The sequence below is a fragment of the Streptomyces sp. MBT65 genome (assembly GCF_016612545.1).
GTDB lineage: Bacteria > Actinomycetota > Actinomycetes > Streptomycetales > Streptomycetaceae > Streptomyces.
The window spans coordinates 1-19,234 of sequence record NZ_JAENRY010000196.1; the positions used below are offsets into that span (position 1 = coordinate 1).

Consider the following 19,234-nt stretch of genomic DNA (forward strand, 5'->3'; position numbering starts at 1 on the left):
CAGTGCCGCACGCCTGCGCCCCCACGCAGCCTGAAAGGCCTGCCTCAACGGATCCTGCTCCGATCAGGACATGGCCCACCTGACCGCCGTCTTCCACGAGACCGAGGCATCCCTGCGCCGGGTCGGCCCTCGGTTTACCAGTTCCGCCTCACGAGGACCAATACCGCATCAGAAGACCTTTGGCCCTTTTGCCCCGTGGTGACGTGACGCGCCGTTCGGATGCTGGTCTGGACAGCGCGGTGTCGCCAGGCTGTCCGGGTGGCAGAACGAGTTCGCGTCCGTGAGATCGATGACGACGAGGGGCAACGCCTGTTGCGGATCGTCCGCCGCGGCGCGGGGTCGCTGGTGACCTGGCGGCGGCCACCCTAAGCAGCGGCGATCCCGGTAGCGGGTCCAGGTCCAGGTCACGGAGCGTACACACACTCACCGCATTCAATTGTCATGCTCTGCTATGAAGTGGCGGCTATTACGCGTACCTCCTCCGCCCACCCAACGCGCAGAATCCAGCGCCGTCACGCTGTCGTCAACTCCCCACGTCAGCACGGCGGTTCATGCCGGCTTTCGGCCCGAGGTTCAGACACAGGCACTCAAAGAGCGTTTTGTCCTGTCGGGGGTGTTTGGCGGCAGTACGGATGGTCGTGCTGGTAGGGGCGACTGAACGGGCTGAGCGCGTCGAGGTCGAACCAGGCGCCGGCGTGGTCGGCGAGGACGCTCGGTGCGAATGGCCGGAACGTTTCGCGGTGTTTGATCCTTTCGTTCAGGGCGCGGGAGCTGGCTGTGGTGCGGGGATCGGCGAGGATGCTGCGGGCGCCCAGTGCGCGGGGTCCGAGTTCGCTGCCGCCCTGGAACCAGCCGATGATCTTCCCACCGGCGATCATCTGGGCGGCCGTGCGGGCGATGTCGCTCTCGCGCCGCCATGTGAACGGTGTCCGGCGCCGTTCGACCAGACCGGATCGGGGGTCGCGGCGCAGGGCCTGCTCGATCTGCTCCGCCGTGTATTCGCGGCCGAAGGAGTCGCTGGACAGCGGCCGCCTGGGCACGTCGCCGGCGAGGCGGTGCCAGGCGTACAGGGCGCAGCCGAGAGCCTGGCCGCGGTCGCTGGCTGCGGGCGGGGCGAAGTAGCCGGTGACCGCGTCCAGGCGGTGAAGCTTGTCGGCGGCAACGCAGTTGAGGGCCACTCCGCCGGCAACGCACAGGTTGCCCAGCCCGGTCGCGGTGATGGCCTGCTCGGCGAGCCTGGCTTCAGCAGCCCTCGACCAGGCCGACTGGGCCGTCGACACCTATGGCCAGCGCTACGCGGAAGGGCTGCTGCTCATCCTCCGGGCACGGGTGTTGCGGGCCCGCGGCGAGCCGGACACCACCGTCCGGGCCGTTGCCGAGGGGGCCCGGGCACTGTGCGAAGAGCGCGAGGCGCACCTGTTCGCGCGCCGTGTCAAGGAGTTGATGTCCGGTCTGCCGGAGGCCTGACGACACGCCTGCGGCGACCTGCGCTCCACCCGGGACTCCGACGGGCCCACCGGAATCAAGACCGGCATGATCACCGCCGTCCGGCACCGCACCCAGACGGATCTACAACCTCACTGGTGTGTCCGTGCCGACCACTGACGAACCGCCACCCGAGCCGGCCTCGCCATAGAACCCGGCCCGGCGGAGGCCACAGCGGCTGCCATGTATGACGGCTCAGTCCGCCGCTCCGCCGACCGGGATGCCGAGTCGGTCGGCGACGGTCGTCAGGGCCGTTCCCAGCGGCAGCGCGACCCGGGTGCGGGCGTGCGGGTCGCCCCGGGTGGGGTCCCGGTTGACGATCAGCACCGGCTTGCCCTCCTGCGACGCCTGACGGACGAAGCGCAGCCCGGACATCACCGTCAGCGAGGAGCCGAGGACCAGCAGCGCGGTCGACTCGCGGACCAGCCGCCGGCAGTGCTCGACGCGCTGCGGCGGAACCGTCTCGCCGAAGAACACCACGTCCGGTTTGAGTACGCCCCCGCAGTCGGTGCACGGCACGATACGGAAGTCCCCGACCTGCGCGTCGGTGAGGTCTGCGTCGCCGTCCGGGTTGATCCCGGCGGCGACCGGGTCGAAGCCCGGGTTCTCGGCCTCCAGGCGCCGGGCGAGTTCGCGGCGCGGGCTGAGGGCGCGGCAGGAGAGGCAGACGACCCGGTCCAGGCTGCCGTGGAGTTCCACGACGTCCTCGCTGCCGGCGGCCTGGTGCAGGCCGTCGACGTTCTGGGTGATCACGCCCGAGACGCGGGCGTCCCGGGCGAAGGCGGCCACCGCCAGATGTCCCGCGTTGGGGCGGGCCCGCCCGAAGGTGCGCCGGCCGAGGTGGCTGCGCGCCCAGTACCGGCGCCGCGCGTGTGCGCTGCCGGTGAAGTCCTGGTAGGTCATCGGGGTGTGCCGGCTCAGGCTCCCGCCCTCACCCCGGTAGTCGGGGATGCCCGACTCCGTGGAGAGGCCCGCCCCGCTGAGCACCAGCACACCGCCGGCGCTCAGCGCGTCGACGACCGGCTCCAGGTCGGTGGTGCCCGGCAGCAGGTCCGCCGCCGTGGGGGTCCAGCTCAGGGTGGGGCGCATGCGCATGCCGCCAGGGTACGGAATCGGCGGCGGCTCGCGGCGGGCGTGGACGGTTACCGGGGAACGGTTCTCCATCCGGCGCGGGCAAACCGGCGCCCGGCGCGCCGGGCGGGCTCGTGGGCGCGCGGGCACCCGCTGTAGTGAGCGCGAGCGCCGTTGCGGGGCGGCCGACGGCGGAAAGCATGTCCTGAGTACTGCGAGTGACCTCGGTACCGCGAGCGGGGAGGCATGTGATGTCCAGCGAGTTCCAACGGACCAAGCTCCAGGCCATGTTCGAGGCGTTCGACGCGGACGGCAACGGCTATCTGGAGGAGGCGGACTTCGTGGCCCTGGCGGACCGCTGGGGCCGGCTGCCGCGCGTGAGAGAGGGATCGGAACTGGCGGCGCGCGTGGACGGCGTACTGAAGGGCTGGTGGCTGCATCTGTCGGAGACCGTGGACACGGACCGGGACGGCCGGATCGACATGGACGACCTCCTCGCCATGGTGGACCTGCTGCCGACCATCCCCGATGCCGTCACCGCCACCGCCGACACCATCTTCGACGCGGTCGACGAGAACGCCGACGGACGCATCTCCCGTGGCGAGCACCAGCGTCTCGTCGACACCTGGCACGGGCGGCCCGTGGAGACCGGTGGTGCCTTCGACCGGCTCGACCACGACGCCGACGGATACCTCAGCCGCCCCGAGTTCGCCACGCTGTGGACCCAGTTCTGGACCAGCGACGACCCTGCCGAACCCGGCAACGTGATGTGCGGCCCGATCGCCGCTGGGTGAGGCACCGGAGGCGGCCGCTCAGAGCCGGCCGCGGCGGACCGCCTGCCCGGAGGCATACGCCGACGACACCGCAAACGGCGCGTACCAGCTCGCCCGCGAGGTACGAGACACCACCGAGAACGAATCTGTGCGACTCCTCCGCGCGCGACGTGCGGGTGCCAAGTCCCCGTCCAGAAGGAGGACTTGCCACCCGCGCCCTGTCATCGAGCCGCGTCGGCGGTCAGACCGCCGTCACGGTCCCTGTCAGGGGAACGACGTGATCTTCGAGGGAACGGTGTCCGTGCCCGACGTGGGTGCGCCGGTGTCGTTGACGACGTGGGCGTACTGGCCCTTGCCGCCCAGGGAGATCACCAGGATGTCGTGCAGTCTGATCCCTGTCCTGACCGGCACCTGGAAGCCGTGGGCCTGCACGATCGACGGGTCCGAGGTGAAGTTGCAGTAGCTTCCCAGGCCCCATGCCTCGTGCACGTCGACGGAGTCGGCGACCTTGTAGGCCGCGTATCCGACGATGCCGTCATGGGTGACGGCGGCGGCGTTCGGGACGTCGTACGCCTTCTCGTTCTGGAAGAAGATCGTGCGCCCGCGTTCACCGTTCCACAGCACGTCGTACTTGTTGAAGTGCTCGACGAACAGCCCGGTGGTGAGGACGTCGTCGCCGTTGACCACGAGGCCGTAGTCGGCTCTGTTGGTCTCCCAGCCCACGCCTTCGCCGTGGTCGGCGCGCCAGAGCCAGGTGTGGTCGACGATGACGTCGTCGCTGTTGACCACGACGGAGTTGGTGGCGAGGCCGGGGCCCGCGCCGCCGATACGCACGAACACGTCCTGCATGGTGGTCGGGTTGGCGGAGTGGTCGGCTGAGCTGCCGGCCGGGCCGATCTGGAGCAGGGTGTCGGAGTTGGAGCTGCCGGCGTCGATCAGGAAACCGGCGAGCTTGACTCCGTCGACGTCCGCCACGTGCATGGCGTCCACGCCGTTGTCCGGGACGATGGTCGCCAGACCGAGACCGAGGACGACGGTGTTCGCCCGGGTCACGTCGATGGTCTGGTCGAGGTGGTAGACACCCGGGGTGAAGAGCAGGTTCAGTCCCTGGGCGAGGGCGGTGTTGATGGTCGCCGCGGTCGCGCCGGGCTTGACCACGTAGAACTGGTCCAGCGGAATCGACGAACCGGCTGTGTTGGGCCAGGAGACGCCGCGTGCGTTGGCGCGCTTGGCGGGCACGAACACCTTGTACTCGTTGCCGTCCAGATAGAGGTACGGCTTCTCGCGCGAGACGGGGGTGGTGTCCAGGGTGGTGTACGGGCCTGAGTCGAAGTTGGTGGCCGGGGCGCCCTGCACGCCGGAGAACGTCATGTTCCAGACGCCGTTGGTCCAGCCGCCGACCGAGCTGTCGCGGGTGTACCACTGCTGCTGGGAGTACGGGCCGACCGTACCGTCGATCTTGGAGTCGGCGATGTAGCCGCCGGAGGCCCAACCGTAGCCGTTCGGGGCGAGGTTGAGGCCGCCCTGCACGTGGATGCGGCGGAAGGGGGCCGCCTGGGCCACCGCCCAGCGGTCGGTGCCGTTGGAGGGCGTGATCGACAGGTTCTCCGCCGAACGCCAGAAGTTCTGGGTCGCGTTGCCGTTGAACCAGCCCGCGTCGACGGTGATGTCACCGTTGATGTGGACGTCGTCGGGGTTGAGGCCGAGGCCCGAGATCGAGGTGTAGAAGCCCACTTGGGCGTTGATCCCGTTGTAGGTGCCTGGCTTCATCAGGAACTGGTAGCGCCCGGTGCCGAACTGGTTCGACTCCTGCTGCGCGAAGACCTGGTCGAACTTGGCCTGGAGGTCGGGCGTTGACGGGTCGACGACGATCACGTTGGGGCCGAGGTCACCGCCGCCCTGCACGGGCCCGCTGCCGTCGCCCGAGCCGGTGTGGACGGCCACCTCCCAGAGCGAGTACCCGTAGACGGTGCCGCGTGTCGTGCCGTTGATCCGTACGTAGCGGCCCTGGCCGGAGACGTCGTAGGACGTCAAGCCGACGGTGCCGTCGGTGACGGACTTGAGCGTGGTCCAGGTCTGGCCGTCGGCCGAGGCCTGGATCTGGAAGGTCTTGCCGTACGCGGTCTCCCAGTTGAGGTCGATCCGGCACAGGCTCTGGGAGGTCCCGAGGTCGACCTGGAGCCACTGCGGGTCGGAGGCCGCGCTGGACCAGCGGGTGCCGGTGTTGCCGTCGAAGGCGGCCGACGCCGGGGTGCCGGCGTTCTCGGTGGAGGAAGCCGTCGCCGTCCTGCCCTGGGCGGCGTTGGCCGTGTCGCAGCCCGCGGGCGGGGTGGTGCCGTCTGTGCTGCCGAACACCTGGAACTCCCAGAGGGAGTAGCCCCACTGGGTGGCGCGGTGGACGCCGTACATCCGGACGTAGCGGCCCTGGCCGGAGACGTCGAGCGTGTCGGTGCCGCCGTCGCCGCCGGTCACGGACTTGACGTCGGTCCAGGTGCTCCCGTCCGGGGACGTCTGGATCTTGTAGTCGCTGCCGTACGCGGTCTCCCAGTTGAGGACGACCTGGGTGATGGTCGCCGAGGAGCCGAGGTCGACCTGGAGCCACTGGGTGTCGGTGGCGCCGGAAGACCAGCGGGTGGCGGTGTTGCCGTCGACGGCGTTGGCGGCGACAGTGCCCGCGTTCTCGTCGGAGGACGACGTGGCCGTCTTCCCTTGGGACAGCGGCAGGTCTGCCGCGGCGGCCGGGCTGTGCAGGGGCAGGGTGACGAGCGCGGCCATTGCGGCCAGCGCGACACCCAAGGATCTGAGTTTCATGCCGTGACTCCATGCGGGTGGGGTGACGAGCGGAGCGGACACACGGAACCGGAACGCGGGAGCAGGCTCCGTCCAGCGTTCGGCGTGCATGAACTGGCCTTATGCCATGCTTAGTTCACGGTTTGATTTAAGTAATGAACCATCAGGGTGACAAGAGTCGTGACGCGAGTTTCTTCAACTTCCTTTCACAGGCGGCTGGTCGGCGTATCGCTACGAGCGGTGCGACCTGGCCAGAGGCGCGGCGGACGACCGGACACGGGAGATGACCCCGTCAAGCCTTGAAGGCGCGGCGGTGCCGACGGCGGCCAGGGCAACATCCTCAAGGGGGGGCGCGTAACCGCCGGCACCGCCCGATCCCTCGCGGTGGTTTCCTTCGCCTTCTGAAAGCGCCTCGCAAGGTCGACGCGCGACGCCAGAGGGCGTCCGCTCGACTACAGCAGCGGCACACCGACGCCGCACTCACAAACTCCCAGCTCAACACGGCGAGAGTGCGTTCAGCCAACCGCTGGAGAGCGCTCCACAACTCCACCGACCTTGGTTCGGACCTTTACCGGGACTCCATACGACGTCGCCAAGAGGCCTGCTCTTCAACCCGTCGCGTTGAAGCCGTTGACGCATGGAGGGTCGCGCCGGACACTCCTGCATTGAACGGCGATCCCTGCCCGGCCCACACCCAACTCAGGCCTACCGCAATCGACATGACGGATCGTCCGAAATCAGGAGGACAACCAGGGACAGCAGATTCACGATCACCCTGAGAGCGCTCTCAGACCTGACCTGCTCTCCGGTCTCCACCAGAAGCCAGGCCCCCCGCACCACTCCCGCTCCCCACCCGCCAGCTCGCCAGGGAGAACCCACACGATGACGAACTCCCCACCACCACCTGCCGGTGCGCCCGCAGGCAGCCAGAGAACCGTCCCCCTCGTCCTGGGCAGCGCTCTGCTGCTGCTCATCGGCACACTCGTAGGCCTGATCGGAACCGGTGGCAGCGCTTCAGCGGCTGTACCGGGCGCTCCCGCAGGCTGGACCACCGTCTTCTCCGACGACTTCAACGGATCGTCCGGCAGCGCGCTGAACCGGACCGACTGGCTGTACGACCTGGGCACCAGCTACCCCGGAGGTGCCGCCAACTGGGGAACGGGCGAGATCGAGTCGGCCACCGACTCCACGAACAACGTGTACCAGGACGGGCAGGGACACCTGGTCATCCGGGCGCTCCGGGACGGCTCCGGCCACTGGACCTCGGGACGCATCGAGACCCAGCGCACCGACTTCGCCGCCCCGGCCGGAGGACAGCTCCAGATGAGCGCGTCCATCCTCCAGCCCAACCCAGCCAGCGGACTGGGCTATTGGCCCGCGTTCTGGGCGATGGGCGGCGCTGCCCGCCCGGTCGGCGCGACGAACTGGCCGAGCATCGGCGAGTTCGACATCATGGAGGACGTCAACGCGCTGAGCAAACACTCCACCACCTTCCACTGCGGGGTGTGGGCGGGCGAGTGCCACGACCCCGACGGCATCACCAGTGATCTCCAGCCGTGCGCGGGCTGCCAGACCGGCTACCACACGTACTCCGCGATCATCGACCGCACGAACACCGCCGCGGAGCAGCTCCGCTTCTACCTCGACGGCAATCTGACCTTCACCGTCAACGAGAACCAGGTCTCGGTCGCCACCTGGCAGGCCGCCGTCGACCACGGGTTCATGGCCATCTTCGACCTGGCGATCGCGGGTTCGTACCCCGACAAGGTCTGCGGCTGCAGTTCGGCCGCCCAGGCGGGCAGCATCACATCAGGTGCCGCCATGAGCGTCGACTGGTTCGCGGTCTACCAACAAGGCGCCAGTAGCAGCACCACAGGTGGTACGACGACCGGCGGCACCACGGGTGGCAGCACGACCGGCGGAAGCACCGGCGGAAGCACGACGACGCCCGACTACACCGCCGGCGTGACACGCCTGAGCAGCAGTCAGGCGCAGATCACGTTCGTTCCGACCACGCCCGCGGCGTACGTCGACGTGCACTACCTCATCAACAACGCCGGCCAGCAGAACTTCCGTATGACCAACAGCGGCGGCACCTGGACGCAGAACGTCACGCTCACCGCCGGATCCACCCTGACGTACTGGTTCACGTACGAGAAGAACGGCCCCCAGTACGACAGTCCGCACTACACCTACACCCAGTGAGCCCCCTGGGCCGGTCCCGCGGGACCGGCCCAGGTACCACGGCCGCGCAACTGCCGTGCCCTGAAGGGAAGTCGTCAGTAGCGGTCGCAGGTCTCACGGACGTAGCCGTCGTGGCCGGCCGGGATGACTTCGAGGTCCCGCCGTACGATGCTGATCCGGTCGCCCCAGCCCGCGCAGGCCTTCTTCATGCCCTGCTCGGTGTACTCGACGACGATGACGTGGTCGCCGAACGCGTCGACGTAGGACCCGCATTCGTCGTACTGTCCGCACTCCTCCACCACCGCGAAGTCGAGGCCGACCCGCTTGCGGTCCTTGGCGAGTTCGAGGGTGTTCTTCTGGGCGATGGCGAGGTGCCGGGCGTGCGCGTGACGGGCCAGCAGGGTCTGGAACGCCTCGGCGTCGGCCGCGGTGAGCAGTCCGCGAGGGGCGCGGGTGTAACTGTCGTAGTTGTCCGGCTCGACGGCGTCGAATTCCTTGTCGGCACACGAGTCGATCCAGTCGTCCACCTTCTCCGCGATCCTCGCGCGCTTGGCCGGGGTGCCGATGTCGAGCATCGCCTCGCCCCAGTCCTTGTCCATGACGACCTTGCCGGAGCGGTCCCGAAGCAGGAGGTCGGCGTCCCAGTCCCCCTCGGCGTCCGGCTGGGCCTGGAACGCGTTGACGTAGCAGATGTTGTAGACGCCCGGGGCGGGCGAGGCCGTGTGGTCACGGGAGACGACGGAGACGCCCTTCGGCGGGGTGTAGGCGCCGCCGAGTTGGTAGTCGACGCCGGCGTGGACGGGCGGTGCGGACACCTTCGCCGCCGGGCTGCTCGGCGAGGTGTCGGCGTCGGTGGCGGAGCCGGAGCAGCCGACGGCGGCGAGGGCCGTCGCGGCGAGGACGGCGGAGAGGGACACGGTGACACGGCGGGAGCCGGCCCGGGACTTGCGCATGACGGTCTGCCTCTGGATGCGAGAGCATGCCCCGCCTCGGACACGCTGGATCCTGGCGACTGGGGCCGGGCTGACGGCTCGATAGCCTGTGTTAGCGGGACCCTTGCAGAAAGCATTCATCTCAGGGCTGTTCTGACGTGCGCCTTGGAGCAGACGTTTTTGCTGCTCGATGTACTGGCGGACGATCGCCAACGGCGCCCCGCAGCATGATGCGGAGAAATACGAGGGCGACCACAGGTGCCCGTGCATGATGGCGCGGTTGATCCGGCCGGTGAACTCCTGCCGTATCCGGCGAGCGGAGACGCCCTTGAGGCTGTTGACAAGCTTCGGGACCGCGACCTTGGGCGGGTTGTGCACCTGGAGGTGGACGTGATCACGTTCGCCGTTGAACTCCTTCAGCTCCGCTTCGAAGTCTTCGCAGACCTTGCGCATGATCTCTTTGCAGCGCGTCAGCATCTGGTCGTTGAACACCCCGCGCCGGTACTTCGTCACAAGGACCAAGTGCACGTGCGTCGCCGGAACATGCCTGCCACGCCTGTAGTCGCTCTGCCCATCCATGAGACCAATCGTAGGAGGATCTTGGGTGTGCAGCTCCGCTACAACTACCGGGCCTACCCGGATGCCGCCCAACGCCGTGCGCTGGCAGGTGCGTTCGGGTGCGCCCGCGTGGTGTGGAACGACTGCCTGCGCGACCGCAAGGAAGCGCACGCGGCAGGACTGCCGTACGTGAAGTCGGCCGAGCTGTCCCGGCTTCGCATCACCCAGGCCAAGCACACCGAGGAACGCGCCTGGCTCGCCGACGTGTCGGCGGTCGTCCTGCAACAGTCTCTGCGAGACCTGGACACCGCCTACAAGAACTTCTTCGACTCGGTCAAGGGCAAGCGGCAGGGCCGTAAGGCCGGCCCGCCCCGCTATAAATCGAAGAAGGACACCCGGCAGTCGATCCGCCTCAACAGCAACGCCTTCTCCCTCCAGGACGAGGGCACGGTGTATGTGGCCAAGGTCGGCAACCTCAAGGTCGAGTGGTCCCGCCGACTTCCGGCCGCGCCCACGTCCCTGACGGTCACCAAAGACAGCTCCGGCCGGTACTTCCTCAGCTTCGTCGTGGACACCGAGCCGGACATCCTCCCCGAGGTGGAAGCGGAGTCCGGTATCGACCTCGGCCTGTCCGCCTTCGCCGTCCTGTCCGACGGCAGGAAGATCGACAGCCCCCGCTTCCTGCGCCGGGCCGAGAAGAAACTCAAGCGTCTTCAGCGGGAACTGTCCCGCAAGGCTAAGGGATCGAAGAACCGCGCCAAGGCTCGGATCAAGGTCGCACGCCAGCACGCCAAGGTGGCGGACCGGCGCCGGGACTGGCACCACAAGGCTTCCACACAGATCATTCGTGACAACCAAGCGGTGTACGTGGAAGACCTCGCGGTGTCCGGCCTCGGCCGCACCCGGCTTGCCAAGTCCGTGCACGACGCGGGATGGTCCGCGTTCGTCGGCATGCTGGAGTACAAGGCAGCTCTGCACGGCCGCACCTTCGCCAAGGTGGACCGGGCCTTCCCGTCCTCTCAGGTCTGCTCGGTCTGCGGATTCCGGGACGGCCCCAAGCCCCTGCACGTTCGCAAGTGGACGTGCGGCGAGTGCACCACCGTGCACGACCGTGACCACAACGCGGCTCGTAACGTCCTCTTCGAAGGACGTCGAATCGTCGCCACCGGACGGGTGGAGACGCTAAACGCCTGTGGAGTGCCGGTAAGACGGGTACACGTGCCCGCACAGCGCGGTGAAGCAGGAAGCCCCCGGAAAGGTCAAACGACCCAGGCCGGAATCCCTGGACTTTAGGCCAGGGAGCACGTCAACGGCTGGGAATGCCTTGGTGGTTGTACGGACCGTGGGGTGTCGGGTGGTCCGGTGCCGTGACGATACCAAGGCGGCCGCGACCGATTGTGCTGGCCCCGGACCTGGTCGGCGGGTGTCCCGGGTCGGCAAGGGGGTGCGGTCGGGCGTACGCGTCGTCGGCGTCCGTGCGGTGTGCGCGACAGGGCGAGCAGGAAGGCCGTACTGCCCGACGGGGCCTCGGTGACGGTGAGTTCGCCGCCGTGGTTGCGTACGACGTTTCGCGCGATGGCCAGGCCTGGACCGGCCCGGCCGTCCTCGCCCGCGTGGGCCAGGGGCACGGTGATCTCGGTGACGGTGTGCCGCCGGCCGTTGTCCAGGAACTTGCCGAGAACGCGGGCCAATTGGCCCCAGCTGCCCATGCGATGCCGTGGCCCATCCGCACCCGGAGGGCAAGGATCGGCGCCGCCACACCGCCTTCCGTCCCGAGCTGTAGGCCGCGTACACCGCTTCAGAACAGGCCGATGACCAACCCCAGGGGACGCTCAGACGGTCGCGGCGTAGGTCCAGAAGTCGCGCATCCACGCGGGGAAGGTGGGACCGGACAGGCCACAGGGGGTGAAGAGGACGGTGACCGTGTCGGTCGAGGGGTCGATGTGCGCGGCGGTGCCGGTGCCGCCCACCCACCCGTAACGGCCGGGGGTGTTCCACGGCTCCCCGGAGGTGACGTCGACCGAGCCGCCGTAGCCCCATCCCTGGCCCTGGAGGAAGAGGTCGCCCTCGGCGCGCTGGTCCGCGGTGAGGTGATCCGTCGTCATGAGGCGTACGGAGTGCGGGGAGAGGACCGTGCCGCCGCCGGTCAGCAGCATGCGGCCGAAGGCGTGCCAGTCCGCGACGGTGGACACCAGGCCTCCCGCGCCCGAGGGGAAGGCCGGCGGGGTGGACCAGGCGCCGTCGGCCGCGTCGGCGAAGGTGTGGGTGCCGTCAGGGGCTGTCAGGTAGTAGGGGGTGAGGCGGTCGCGTTCCGATGCCGGTACGGCGAAGGCCGTGTCCTTCATCCCGAGCGGCTCGAAGATCCGCTCGGCCAGGAACTCCGGCAGTCCAAGTCCCGCGGCCCGTGCCACCAGCACGCCTTGCAGGTCGGAGCTGGCGTTGTACAGGAACGCCTCCCCGGGCTGTCGCAGCAAGGGGATGTCGGCGAGGGCGGCGACCCACTCGTCCGGGGTCAGCGGCGACCGCGGACCTCCGTTGTACACGGCCACGTCCGCGAACAGGGGCTGAAGGGCGGGCGCGGTGAAGTCGGCCCCGAAGCCCCATCCGGAGCGCGACGACAGGACGTCCTCGACGGTGATGGGACGGACGGCCGGCACCACGTCGTCCAGCTCGCTCGCGGGAGTGCGGACGACTTTCGGGGACGCCAGTTCCGGCAGCCAGCGCGCGATCGGCGCGTCCAGGGTGAGCACGCCGTCGTCGACGAGCGCCAGCACCGCGGCGGCGGTCACGGGCTTGGTGACCGAGGAGAGCCGGAACAGGGTGTCGGCGCGCATCGGCGCCGAGCCGCCCGGCTCGGTCGATCCCACGGCCGCGACCTCCACCTCGCCGGAGCGGTCCACCAGGGCGACCGCTCCGGGGAAGGCTCCCTCGGCGACGTACTTCTCCAGCAGTGCGGTCAGGTGGCTCATCAGGTTCTGCCCCTCGTGTCATGGCCGGCGGCGGATATGTCTCTAGGACCGTCCGCCGGCCCGGAACTCATCGGTGCAGACCCCCACGCCTTCTCAGCGGCCGTGGGTCGAGGTGCTGCGGTAGTCGGTGTACGTGTAGGGGTTGTCGAGGACCTTGGTCTCGGGGACGTCCGGGTTCATGCCTTTCGCCCATGCCTCCTCGCCCATCGTCGACCGCAGATGGTCCACGGTCCGCTCGACGGTGCGCCGCACCGCGGCCAGGTCGGTGTCGAGGAGACGGTGCTCGTGCTTGACCACCCGGCCGTCGACGATGACGGTGTGCACGTCGCCCCGCTGGGCCTGGAAGGCCACGTGGCCGTACGGGTTGAGCAGCGGGAACGAGACCGGTGAGTGGTCGTTCTTCAGCAGGACGAGGTCGGCCTTCTTGCCCTCCTCGATGCTGCCCAGGTCGTGTTCGCGGCCAAGTGCCCTGGCACCGCCCCGAGTTGCCCACTCCACGACCTGGTCGGCACGCAGCGCGCTGTGGGTGACGGTCTCGCCCTGGGCGTGGGCCTCCAGGTGCTCGCGGGCGCGGTCGGCGCCGAGTGTGGTGCGCATGGCGGAGAAGAGGTCGCCGCTCCACCACACGCTCGTGTCCATCGACAGGGAGACTGGGATGTCGTGGGAGCGGACCGCCCAGGTCGTGGGATAGCCCTGGCCGGCGCTCTGCTCGCTCTCCGTGGACACCGAGACCGAGCCGCCCGTGGCCGCGATGCGGTGGTAGGAGTCGGCCGACAGGGTGGAGGCGTGGACGTAGACGGTCTCGGGGGTCATGAAGCCGTGCTCGTGCATGAGCCGGATGCCGTCGTCGTTGGTGGCGCCCCAGACTCCGGCGTGGGTGGTGACGGCGACGCCCAGCTCGCGGGCGACCTCGAAGGCGGGCTTCTCGGGGAAGGCGGGATCGCCGGTGACGTCGAAGGCGATCTGGAAGCCGAGCATGTCGTCACCGGTGATGCGGCGGCGCACGAAGTCCCTGAACTGCGGTGCCGCGGTCCATTCCGCCGGAGCCTGCTGGATGTTGCCGTAGGCGAGGACGAACCGGCCGGGCACGGCCCGCAGCGCGTCGACCGCCGCGTCCGCGTGGTCGACCGTCTGCAGCCCGTGCGACCAGTCGACGACCGTGGTCACCCCCGCGTCCAGTGCCTCTACGGCGGCCAGGAGGTTGCCGGCGTGTACGTCCTCGGGCCGGAAGGCGGTGCCGTGTTCGAGGTAGTACCAGACGAAGTACTGGGTCAGGGTCCAGTCGGCGCCGTAGCCGCGCATCGCCGTCTGCCACATGTGCCGGTGCGTGTCGATCATGCCGGGCATCACGATGCCGTCGGACGCGTCGATCTCCGCGGTCCCCTCCGGTACGGCGAGCCGCGGGCCGACCGCGGTGATCCGGTCGCCCGTCACGAGGACGTCGGTGTCGCTCAGCACCCGCCGTGCGCGGTCCATGGGCAGGACGGTGCCGCCGCGCAGGACGACGGGTCGTCCCGCCGGGAAGGGGGTGGACTGGCTCATCACTTGGCTCATCCCTGGATCTCCCACTGTGCATCGGACGACTGTCCGCATGACGGCTCATGGTTGGTGACCGATCGTCGTCAGGCTGTTGTGCCGGTGTCAATACTCCGCGGTTTCCGAATTCCGCCCGGTAATGTCCCCAGCCGTCCGCTCTGCGGTCGGTCCGTCGTCGCCGCGTCCGAGCCATCGCGACGGAGGCCTGTTCCGCTGCGTAGAGTGCCCTCGTCGGGTGTCCGTACGGCGGACACCCGGAAGCGAAGCCGACGGCGACCAGAGGAGCCACCATGCCGCGCGAAGGAACCGGACCCGATTTCATCGAGGCGCTGGCCCGGGGCCTGGAGGTCATCACCGCCTTCCGGCCCCGGCAGCCGGTGATGTCGCTGTCCGACGTGGCGACCGCGACCGGGCTGGCCAGGCCGACCGCGCGCCGGATCCTGCTCACCCTCACCGAGCTGGGCTACGTACGCCAGCAATCCGGCGGTTTCGTGCTGACCCCGCGCGTCCTGGACCTCGGCGTCGCCTACGTCCGCTCGACGGGACTGTGGGACGTGGCGCGCCCGCACCTGGAGTGGCTGGTGGAGCGCACGAACGAGTCCTGCTCGATCGCGCAGCTCGACGGTTCGGACATCGTCTACGTCGCCCGGGTCTCGGTGCCCAAGATCGTGACCCTCGCGGTGCAGATCGGCACCCGTTTCCCCGCGCTTCCCACCTCGCTGGGCAAGGTCCTACTGGCCGCGCTGCCGCCCGACGAGGCGGCCCGGGTCCTCGCCGAGCCCAGCCGCTCGGGCCTGGAGTCCGTGTGGCACCCCGGCCGGGCCGAATGGGAGGCGGAGCTGCGGGAGGTGCGCGCGCGGGGCTGGGCGCTGACCGACGAGCAACTGGCCAGAGGCATCCGCTCGGTGGCCGCTCCGCTGCGCGACGGTTCGGGCCGCGTCGTCGCCAGCGTCAACGTGAACGCGCACGCCGCCGAGACCTCGCTGGAGGTGCTGCTCGACGACCATCTTCCGCTCCTCCTCCAGGCCGCCGGCGAGATCAGCCTGGACTTCGCCCGACTGGAGTCCGCGCCCCACGCGGTCCGACCGTCCGGCCGCCCGGTGCGCTCGTGACGTCTTGACGCCTCCGTCGTCCGGGACAGAGAATCGCTGTCCGGACGACTGTCCGACGTACGGACAGAAAGGCAAGGTTCATGTCGCAGAGCGCCAAGCCCACTCCGCCGGGCACCACGGGCCCGCTCTCCGGGGTGCTGGTCGCGGACTTCTCACGGATCCTTGCCGGGCCGTACGCCACGATGCTGCTCGCCGACCTGGGGGCCGACGTCGTCAAGGTCGAGGGACCGGGTGGCGACGACACCCGCGCCTGGATGCCCCCGACACGCGACGAGGTCTCGACCTACTACCTCGGCATCAACCGGGGGAAGCGTTCGATCGCCCTCGACCTGCGGGACGAGAAGGACGCCGAGGTCGCCCGGAACCTCGCCCGCCGGGCGGACGTCCTGATCGAGAACCTCAAGCCCGGTGGCATGGCGAAGTACGGACTGGACTACGACTCGGTCCGGCGGGACAACCCAGGGCTGATCTACACGTCGATCACCGGCTTCGGCACCGGACCCGGCCGGCACGTCCCCGGCTACGACCTCATGGTGCAGGCCATCTCGGGGCTCATGAGCCTGACGGGCGACCCCGACGGACCGCCCTACCGGGCCGGGATCTCCGTGTTCGACGTGATGGCCGGCAACCACGCCACGATCGGCATCCTCGCCGCACTGCGCCACCGGGACGCCACGGGGACGGGCCAGCTCGTCGAGGTGAACCTGCTGTCCTCGGCCCTGACCGGACTGGTCAACCACAGCTCGGCCTACGTCGCCGGCGGCACCGTGCCCTACCGGATGGGCAACGCCCACCCCAGCGTCTTCCCCTACGAACCGCTGCCCACCGCCGACAACGACCTCATCGTGACGGCCGCCAACGACGGCCAGTTCCGCAAGCTGTGCGAGGTCCTCGGCATACCGGAGGTGGCCGACGACCCGCGATTCGCGCGCAACGCCGACCGCACCGCCAACCGCGACCTGCTGCGGCCGTTGCTGGCTGAGAGGCTGAAGACCCGCGGGGCCACCGAGTGGTTCGAGGCACTGGTGGAGGCCGGTGTGCCGAGCGGACCGATCAACACCATCGACGGCGGCTTCGCCATGGCCGACCGCTTCGGACTCGACCCGGTGGTCACCGTGGGCGAGGGGGACCGCGCGGTGCCCACCACACGGCACCCGATCGGCTTCTCCGCCACCCCCGCCTCCTACCGGTTGCCGCCGCCCGAACTCGACGAGCACGGCGCGGAGTTGCGCACCTGGCTGTCCGGACCCGAGGAGGACGGCCATGTCTGAGCCGACACCGCGCCCCGCCTACCCCACGGCCCTCGGCGCCTCCGACCTGAAGACCATCACCCTGCTCGGGCACGACCTGGCCGAGGACATCATGGGCACGGTCGGCTTCGGTGAACTCGCGTTCTGGCTCGCGACCCAGCGGCGGCCCGCACCCGGCGAGACCCGTGTCTTCGAGGCCGTGCTCGCGGCCCTGGCCGACCACGGCTTCACCCCCACGGCCATCGTCACCCGCCTGACCTACCTCTCCGCCCCGGACTCGGTCCAGGGTGCGCTCGCCGCCGGACTGCTCGGCGGCGGCTCCCGCTTCCTCGGCGTCACCGAGGACACCGGCCGCTTCCTGCACGACGTACTGGAATCCCTCGACGGAGACCTGCCCACCGACGAGGCAGGTTGGGACGCGGTCGCACTGCGCACGGTCGAACGGCGGCGCGCCGCCGGGGAGTTCGTCCCCGGCCTCGGTCACCACGTGCACAAGGAGGGCGACCCCCGTACGCCGAGGCTGATCCGGATCGCCCAGGAGGAGGGCGTCTTCGGCCCGCACCTGAGCCTGTTCGCCGCCATCGGCCGGGTGCACCCGAAGGTGCTGCACCGGACGCTCCCCCTCAACGGCGCGGGAGTGTGCGGTGCAGCCCTCGCGGATCTCGGCCTCCCGCTCCAACTGCTGCGCGGCTTCGCGCTGTTGGCCCGTACGGCCGGACTGATCGGCCAACTCGCCGAGGAACTGCGCCACCCCGTCGCCCAGGACGTCTTCCTGTCCGTCGACCGCAACAACACCCCGGTGCCGCCGGAGCCCTACACCCCGGACCCGCTCACGAAGGACCGGCGCGAGGACTGACCCCGCACCCGCCGTCCCACCAGCCACCCGCACGCAGACCAAGGAGCCGCAACCGTGTTCGTCGACGAGGACAACATCACCGAGCTGGCCGTCGAGCGGTGGGGCACCGCTCACTCCCCTCGGCTGGGCGAGCTGATGACCGCGCTGGTCCGCCATCTGCACGCCTTCTCGCGTGAGGTGCGGCTGACCGAGGACGAGTGGATGGCGGCGATCGAGTGGCTGACCGCGGCCGGCGGGATCAGTGACGACAAGCGGCAGGAACTGATCCTCACCTCCGACGTGCTCGGACTGAGCACGCTGGTCGTCCAGTTGAACAACGAGTTCACGCCTCAGGCGACCCCGGCCACGGTGCTCGGCCCCTTCCACATCGACGGCTCGCCGACCGCGCCCCACGGCTTCGACATGTCGGACGGCATCCCGGGCACACCGCTGTACTTCACCGGCAGGGTGACCGACACCGAGGGCAAGCCGCTCGCGGACGCCGTTCTCGACGTGTGGCAGGCCGACGCGGAGGGCGCCTACGAGGCCCAGATCCCCGAGATCGACGAGGCACGCCTGCGGGCCAAGTACCGCACCCGCGAGGACGGCACCTACTGCATCCGCACCATCGCGCCGCGCGGGTACGCCATCCCCATGGACGGCCCCGTCGGCGACCTGATGCGCAGGACGGACATCAGCCACTTCCGGCCGGCACACGTCCACTTCCTGATCGACGAGCCGGGCTACCGGAAACTGATCACCCATCTGTTCCAGGCGGACAGCGACTACCTCGACTCCGACGTCGTCTTCGGCACCAAGGACGCGCTGATCATCCCGTTCGCGGAACAGCCGGCGGGTACCGCGCCCGACGGCAGCACGCTCGAAGTGCCGTACCTGCACGCCGAGTTCGACTTCGTCCTGCAGTCCCGCTGACGGTCGGGCAGAGGGTGCGGCAGCACGACCACGGCGAGGGCGGACAGCCGGGCCGCGTACGCGGCGCCGATGACCTTGAGCAACTGACCGGGATTCGCTGCCTGTTCGGTCAGGCCGGGTCGGTCGGCAGATAGCTCGCGAGGCCGCGCAGGATGATCTCCAGGCCGGTGTCGAACCGCTCGTCGGACGAGTCCGTCACCATGACGCCGGCCAGGGCGCGGAGGTGAGGAAAGTCCGCGGCGGGTAGGGACGCGAAGTAGTTCTGCATCTCGCCGGCCATCTCACGCCAGTCGGGGCGGGCGGGCGAGGAGGTGTCCGCGTTCTGCTGGGCGGCCCGGTCCTGCCACATGCCCTCCTCCAGGACGAACCCGTCGATGTACGTCGAGATGAGGTCACTGGCCTCCGCCGCGATGCGGTCGGGCAGTCCCGCGGTGCGGAACACCCCGAGCAGCGCCTCGACATGGGGCAGGAGTTCGGCGGTGAAGGGGACGTGGGCCATGGAGATCCTGGCCATGTCCCGGTGCGCCAGGAGGCGTCGCCGCCCTTCACGGGCGTATGCGCGCACTTCCTCCTGCCAGCGCTCCGGGTCGGCCTCGGGCGGCTTGAAGTCGTCGAAGAGGCGGGTGTACATGAGCTCCAGGACGTCGTCCTTGGAGCTCACGTGGGCGTAGAGGGCGGAGACGGTGACCTCGAGTTCGGCCGCGACCTGGCGCATCGACAGGCCGTCGAGTCCCTGGCGGTCGAGCACGGTGAAGGCGGCGTCGACGACACGTTCGCGTGACAGGGGGGTGCGGGCCGGGGTGACG

The 19,234-nt window shown here is 69.5% G+C and carries 16 protein-coding genes and 1 pseudogene; 8 read left to right on the forward strand and 9 right to left on the reverse strand.

Going from position 1 to position 19,234, the window contains the following annotated elements:
* Positions 1-587: 587 nt before the first annotated feature.
* On the reverse strand, positions 588-1,178 hold the full coding sequence (locus JHN63_RS34390; RefSeq protein WP_307782054.1) for a carbamoyltransferase C-terminal domain-containing protein: 591 nt from the start codon (positions 1,176-1,178) through the stop codon (positions 588-590).
* Positions 1,179-1,197: 19 nt separating this feature from the next.
* Here JHN63_RS34390 and JHN63_RS34395 point away from each other — a divergent pair, with 19 nt between their 5' ends.
* A complete protein-coding gene (locus JHN63_RS34395; protein ID WP_200688226.1) occupies positions 1,198-1,467 on the forward strand; it encodes a hypothetical protein in 270 nt (89 codons plus the stop codon).
* 213 nt (positions 1,468-1,680) lie between these two features.
* On the opposite strand, the gene JHN63_RS34400 is transcribed toward JHN63_RS34395, so the two are convergent.
* A complete protein-coding gene (locus JHN63_RS34400) occupies positions 1,681-2,580 on the reverse strand; it encodes an NAD-dependent protein deacetylase (protein ID WP_200688189.1) in 900 nt (299 codons plus the stop codon).
* Positions 2,581-2,807: 227 nt separating this feature from the next.
* On the opposite strand from JHN63_RS34400, the gene JHN63_RS34405 reads away from it, so the two are divergent.
* Positions 2,808-3,350, forward strand: a complete 543-nt coding sequence (locus JHN63_RS34405) for an EF-hand domain-containing protein (RefSeq protein WP_200688191.1) — start codon at positions 2,808-2,810, stop codon at positions 3,348-3,350.
* A gap of 243 nt (positions 3,351-3,593) precedes the next feature.
* Here JHN63_RS34405 and JHN63_RS34410 read toward each other — a convergent pair whose 3' ends face one another.
* Entirely contained in the window at positions 3,594-6,140 is a 2,547-nt protein-coding gene (locus JHN63_RS34410; RefSeq protein ID WP_200688193.1) for a discoidin domain-containing protein, read from the reverse strand.
* Positions 6,141-7,001: 861 nt separating this feature from the next.
* Here JHN63_RS34410 and JHN63_RS34415 point away from each other — a divergent pair.
* Entirely contained in the window at positions 7,002-8,324 is a 1,323-nt protein-coding gene (locus tag JHN63_RS34415) for a glycoside hydrolase family 16 protein (protein WP_200688195.1), read from the forward strand.
* 74 nt (positions 8,325-8,398) lie between these two features.
* Here the strand turns inward: JHN63_RS34415 and JHN63_RS34420 are convergent, their stop codons facing one another.
* Both JHN63_RS34420 and tnpA read right to left on the reverse strand, forming a co-directional pair.
* Positions 8,399-9,256 carry an endo alpha-1,4 polygalactosaminidase gene (locus JHN63_RS34420; protein WP_200688210.1) on the reverse strand — a complete coding sequence of 286 codons (858 nt, stop codon included), beginning with the start codon at positions 9,254-9,256 and terminating at the stop codon, positions 8,399-8,401.
* A gap of 153 nt (positions 9,257-9,409) precedes the next feature.
* A pseudogene (tnpA, locus tag JHN63_RS34425) lies at positions 9,410-9,814 on the reverse strand (IS200/IS605 family transposase); the annotation flags it as partial.
* A 27-nt stretch (positions 9,815-9,841) separates the two neighbouring features.
* Here tnpA and JHN63_RS34430 point away from each other — a divergent pair.
* Positions 9,842-11,086, forward strand: coding sequence for an RNA-guided endonuclease TnpB family protein (locus JHN63_RS34430; RefSeq protein ID WP_200688212.1), 1,245 nt, complete (start codon positions 9,842-9,844; stop codon positions 11,084-11,086).
* Here JHN63_RS34430 and JHN63_RS34435 read toward each other — a convergent pair.
* The 3 genes from JHN63_RS34435 to JHN63_RS34445 all read right to left on the reverse strand — a co-directional run bounded on the left by JHN63_RS34435 (position 11,083) and on the right by JHN63_RS34445 (position 14,316).
* Positions 11,083-11,502: an ATP-binding protein gene (locus JHN63_RS34435; protein ID WP_200688197.1), complete on the reverse strand. Its 420-nt coding sequence runs from the start codon at positions 11,500-11,502 to the stop codon at positions 11,083-11,085. The genes JHN63_RS34430 and JHN63_RS34435 overlap by 4 nt on opposite strands.
* 123 nt (positions 11,503-11,625) lie before the next feature.
* Complete coding sequence (locus JHN63_RS34440; RefSeq protein ID WP_200688199.1) at positions 11,626-12,762, reverse strand: serine hydrolase; 1,137 nt, start codon at positions 12,760-12,762, stop codon at positions 11,626-11,628.
* Positions 12,763-12,855: 93 nt separating this feature from the next.
* On the reverse strand, positions 12,856-14,316 hold the full coding sequence (locus JHN63_RS34445; protein ID WP_234478140.1) for an amidohydrolase family protein: 1,461 nt from the start codon (positions 14,314-14,316) through the stop codon (positions 12,856-12,858).
* Positions 14,317-14,588: 272 nt separating this feature from the next.
* Between JHN63_RS34445 and JHN63_RS34450 the strand changes: the two genes are divergently transcribed.
* The 4 genes from JHN63_RS34450 (at position 14,589) to JHN63_RS34465 (ending at position 18,428) form a co-directional block, all read left to right on the forward strand.
* The gene (locus JHN63_RS34450) at positions 14,589-15,410 is read left to right on the forward strand and encodes an IclR family transcriptional regulator C-terminal domain-containing protein (protein ID WP_200688201.1); all 822 of its coding nucleotides are present in this window, start codon (positions 14,589-14,591) and stop codon (positions 15,408-15,410) included.
* Between the two features lie 80 nt (positions 15,411-15,490).
* Positions 15,491-16,681 (forward strand): CaiB/BaiF CoA-transferase family protein, encoded by a 1,191-nt coding sequence (locus JHN63_RS34455; protein ID WP_200688204.1) that lies wholly within the window; start codon positions 15,491-15,493, stop codon positions 16,679-16,681.
* Positions 16,674-17,516: a citryl-CoA lyase gene (locus JHN63_RS34460; RefSeq protein WP_200688206.1), complete on the forward strand. Its 843-nt coding sequence runs from the start codon at positions 16,674-16,676 to the stop codon at positions 17,514-17,516. Before JHN63_RS34455 ends, JHN63_RS34460 begins: the two co-directional genes overlap by 8 nt.
* A 54-nt stretch (positions 17,517-17,570) precedes the next feature.
* Positions 17,571-18,428 carry a dioxygenase gene (locus JHN63_RS34465; protein ID WP_200688208.1) on the forward strand — a complete coding sequence of 286 codons (858 nt, stop codon included), beginning with the start codon at positions 17,571-17,573 and terminating at the stop codon, positions 18,426-18,428.
* Positions 18,429-18,537: 109 nt separating this feature from the next.
* Here JHN63_RS34465 and JHN63_RS34470 read toward each other — a convergent pair.
* Positions 18,538-19,234 (reverse strand): TetR/AcrR family transcriptional regulator (locus JHN63_RS34470; protein ID WP_234478141.1); only part of this gene is annotated, 697 nt, incomplete at its 5' end.

Excerpts from the sequence above, each read along its gene's own strand:
- JHN63_RS34435 (WP_200688197.1), bottom strand. The coding sequence starts at position 11,502 with ATGGGCAGCTGGGGCCAATTGGCCCGCGTTCTCGGCAAGTTCCTGGAC.
- JHN63_RS34405 (WP_200688191.1), top strand. The coding sequence starts at position 2,808 with ATGTCCAGCGAGTTCCAACGGACCAAGCTCCAGGCCATGTTCGAGGCG.
- JHN63_RS34400 (WP_200688189.1), bottom strand. The coding sequence starts at position 2,580 with ATGCGCATGCGCCCCACCCTGAGCTGGACCCCCACGGCGGCGGACCTG.
- JHN63_RS34415 (WP_200688195.1), top strand. The coding sequence starts at position 7,002 with ATGACGAACTCCCCACCACCACCTGCCGGTGCGCCCGCAGGCAGCCAG.
- JHN63_RS34440 (WP_200688199.1), bottom strand. The coding sequence starts at position 12,762 with ATGAGCCACCTGACCGCACTGCTGGAGAAGTACGTCGCCGAGGGAGCC.
- JHN63_RS34460 (WP_200688206.1), top strand. The coding sequence starts at position 16,674 with ATGTCTGAGCCGACACCGCGCCCCGCCTACCCCACGGCCCTCGGCGCC.
- JHN63_RS34410 (WP_200688193.1), bottom strand. The coding sequence starts at position 6,140 with ATGAAACTCAGATCCTTGGGTGTCGCGCTGGCCGCAATGGCCGCGCTC.
- JHN63_RS34450 (WP_200688201.1), top strand. The coding sequence starts at position 14,589 with ATGCCGCGCGAAGGAACCGGACCCGATTTCATCGAGGCGCTGGCCCGG.
- JHN63_RS34445 (WP_234478140.1), bottom strand. The coding sequence starts at position 14,316 with ATGAGCCAAGTGATGAGCCAGTCCACCCCCTTCCCGGCGGGACGACCC.
- JHN63_RS34455 (WP_200688204.1), top strand. The coding sequence starts at position 15,491 with ATGTCGCAGAGCGCCAAGCCCACTCCGCCGGGCACCACGGGCCCGCTC.
- JHN63_RS34420 (WP_200688210.1), bottom strand. The coding sequence starts at position 9,256 with ATGCGCAAGTCCCGGGCCGGCTCCCGCCGTGTCACCGTGTCCCTCTCC.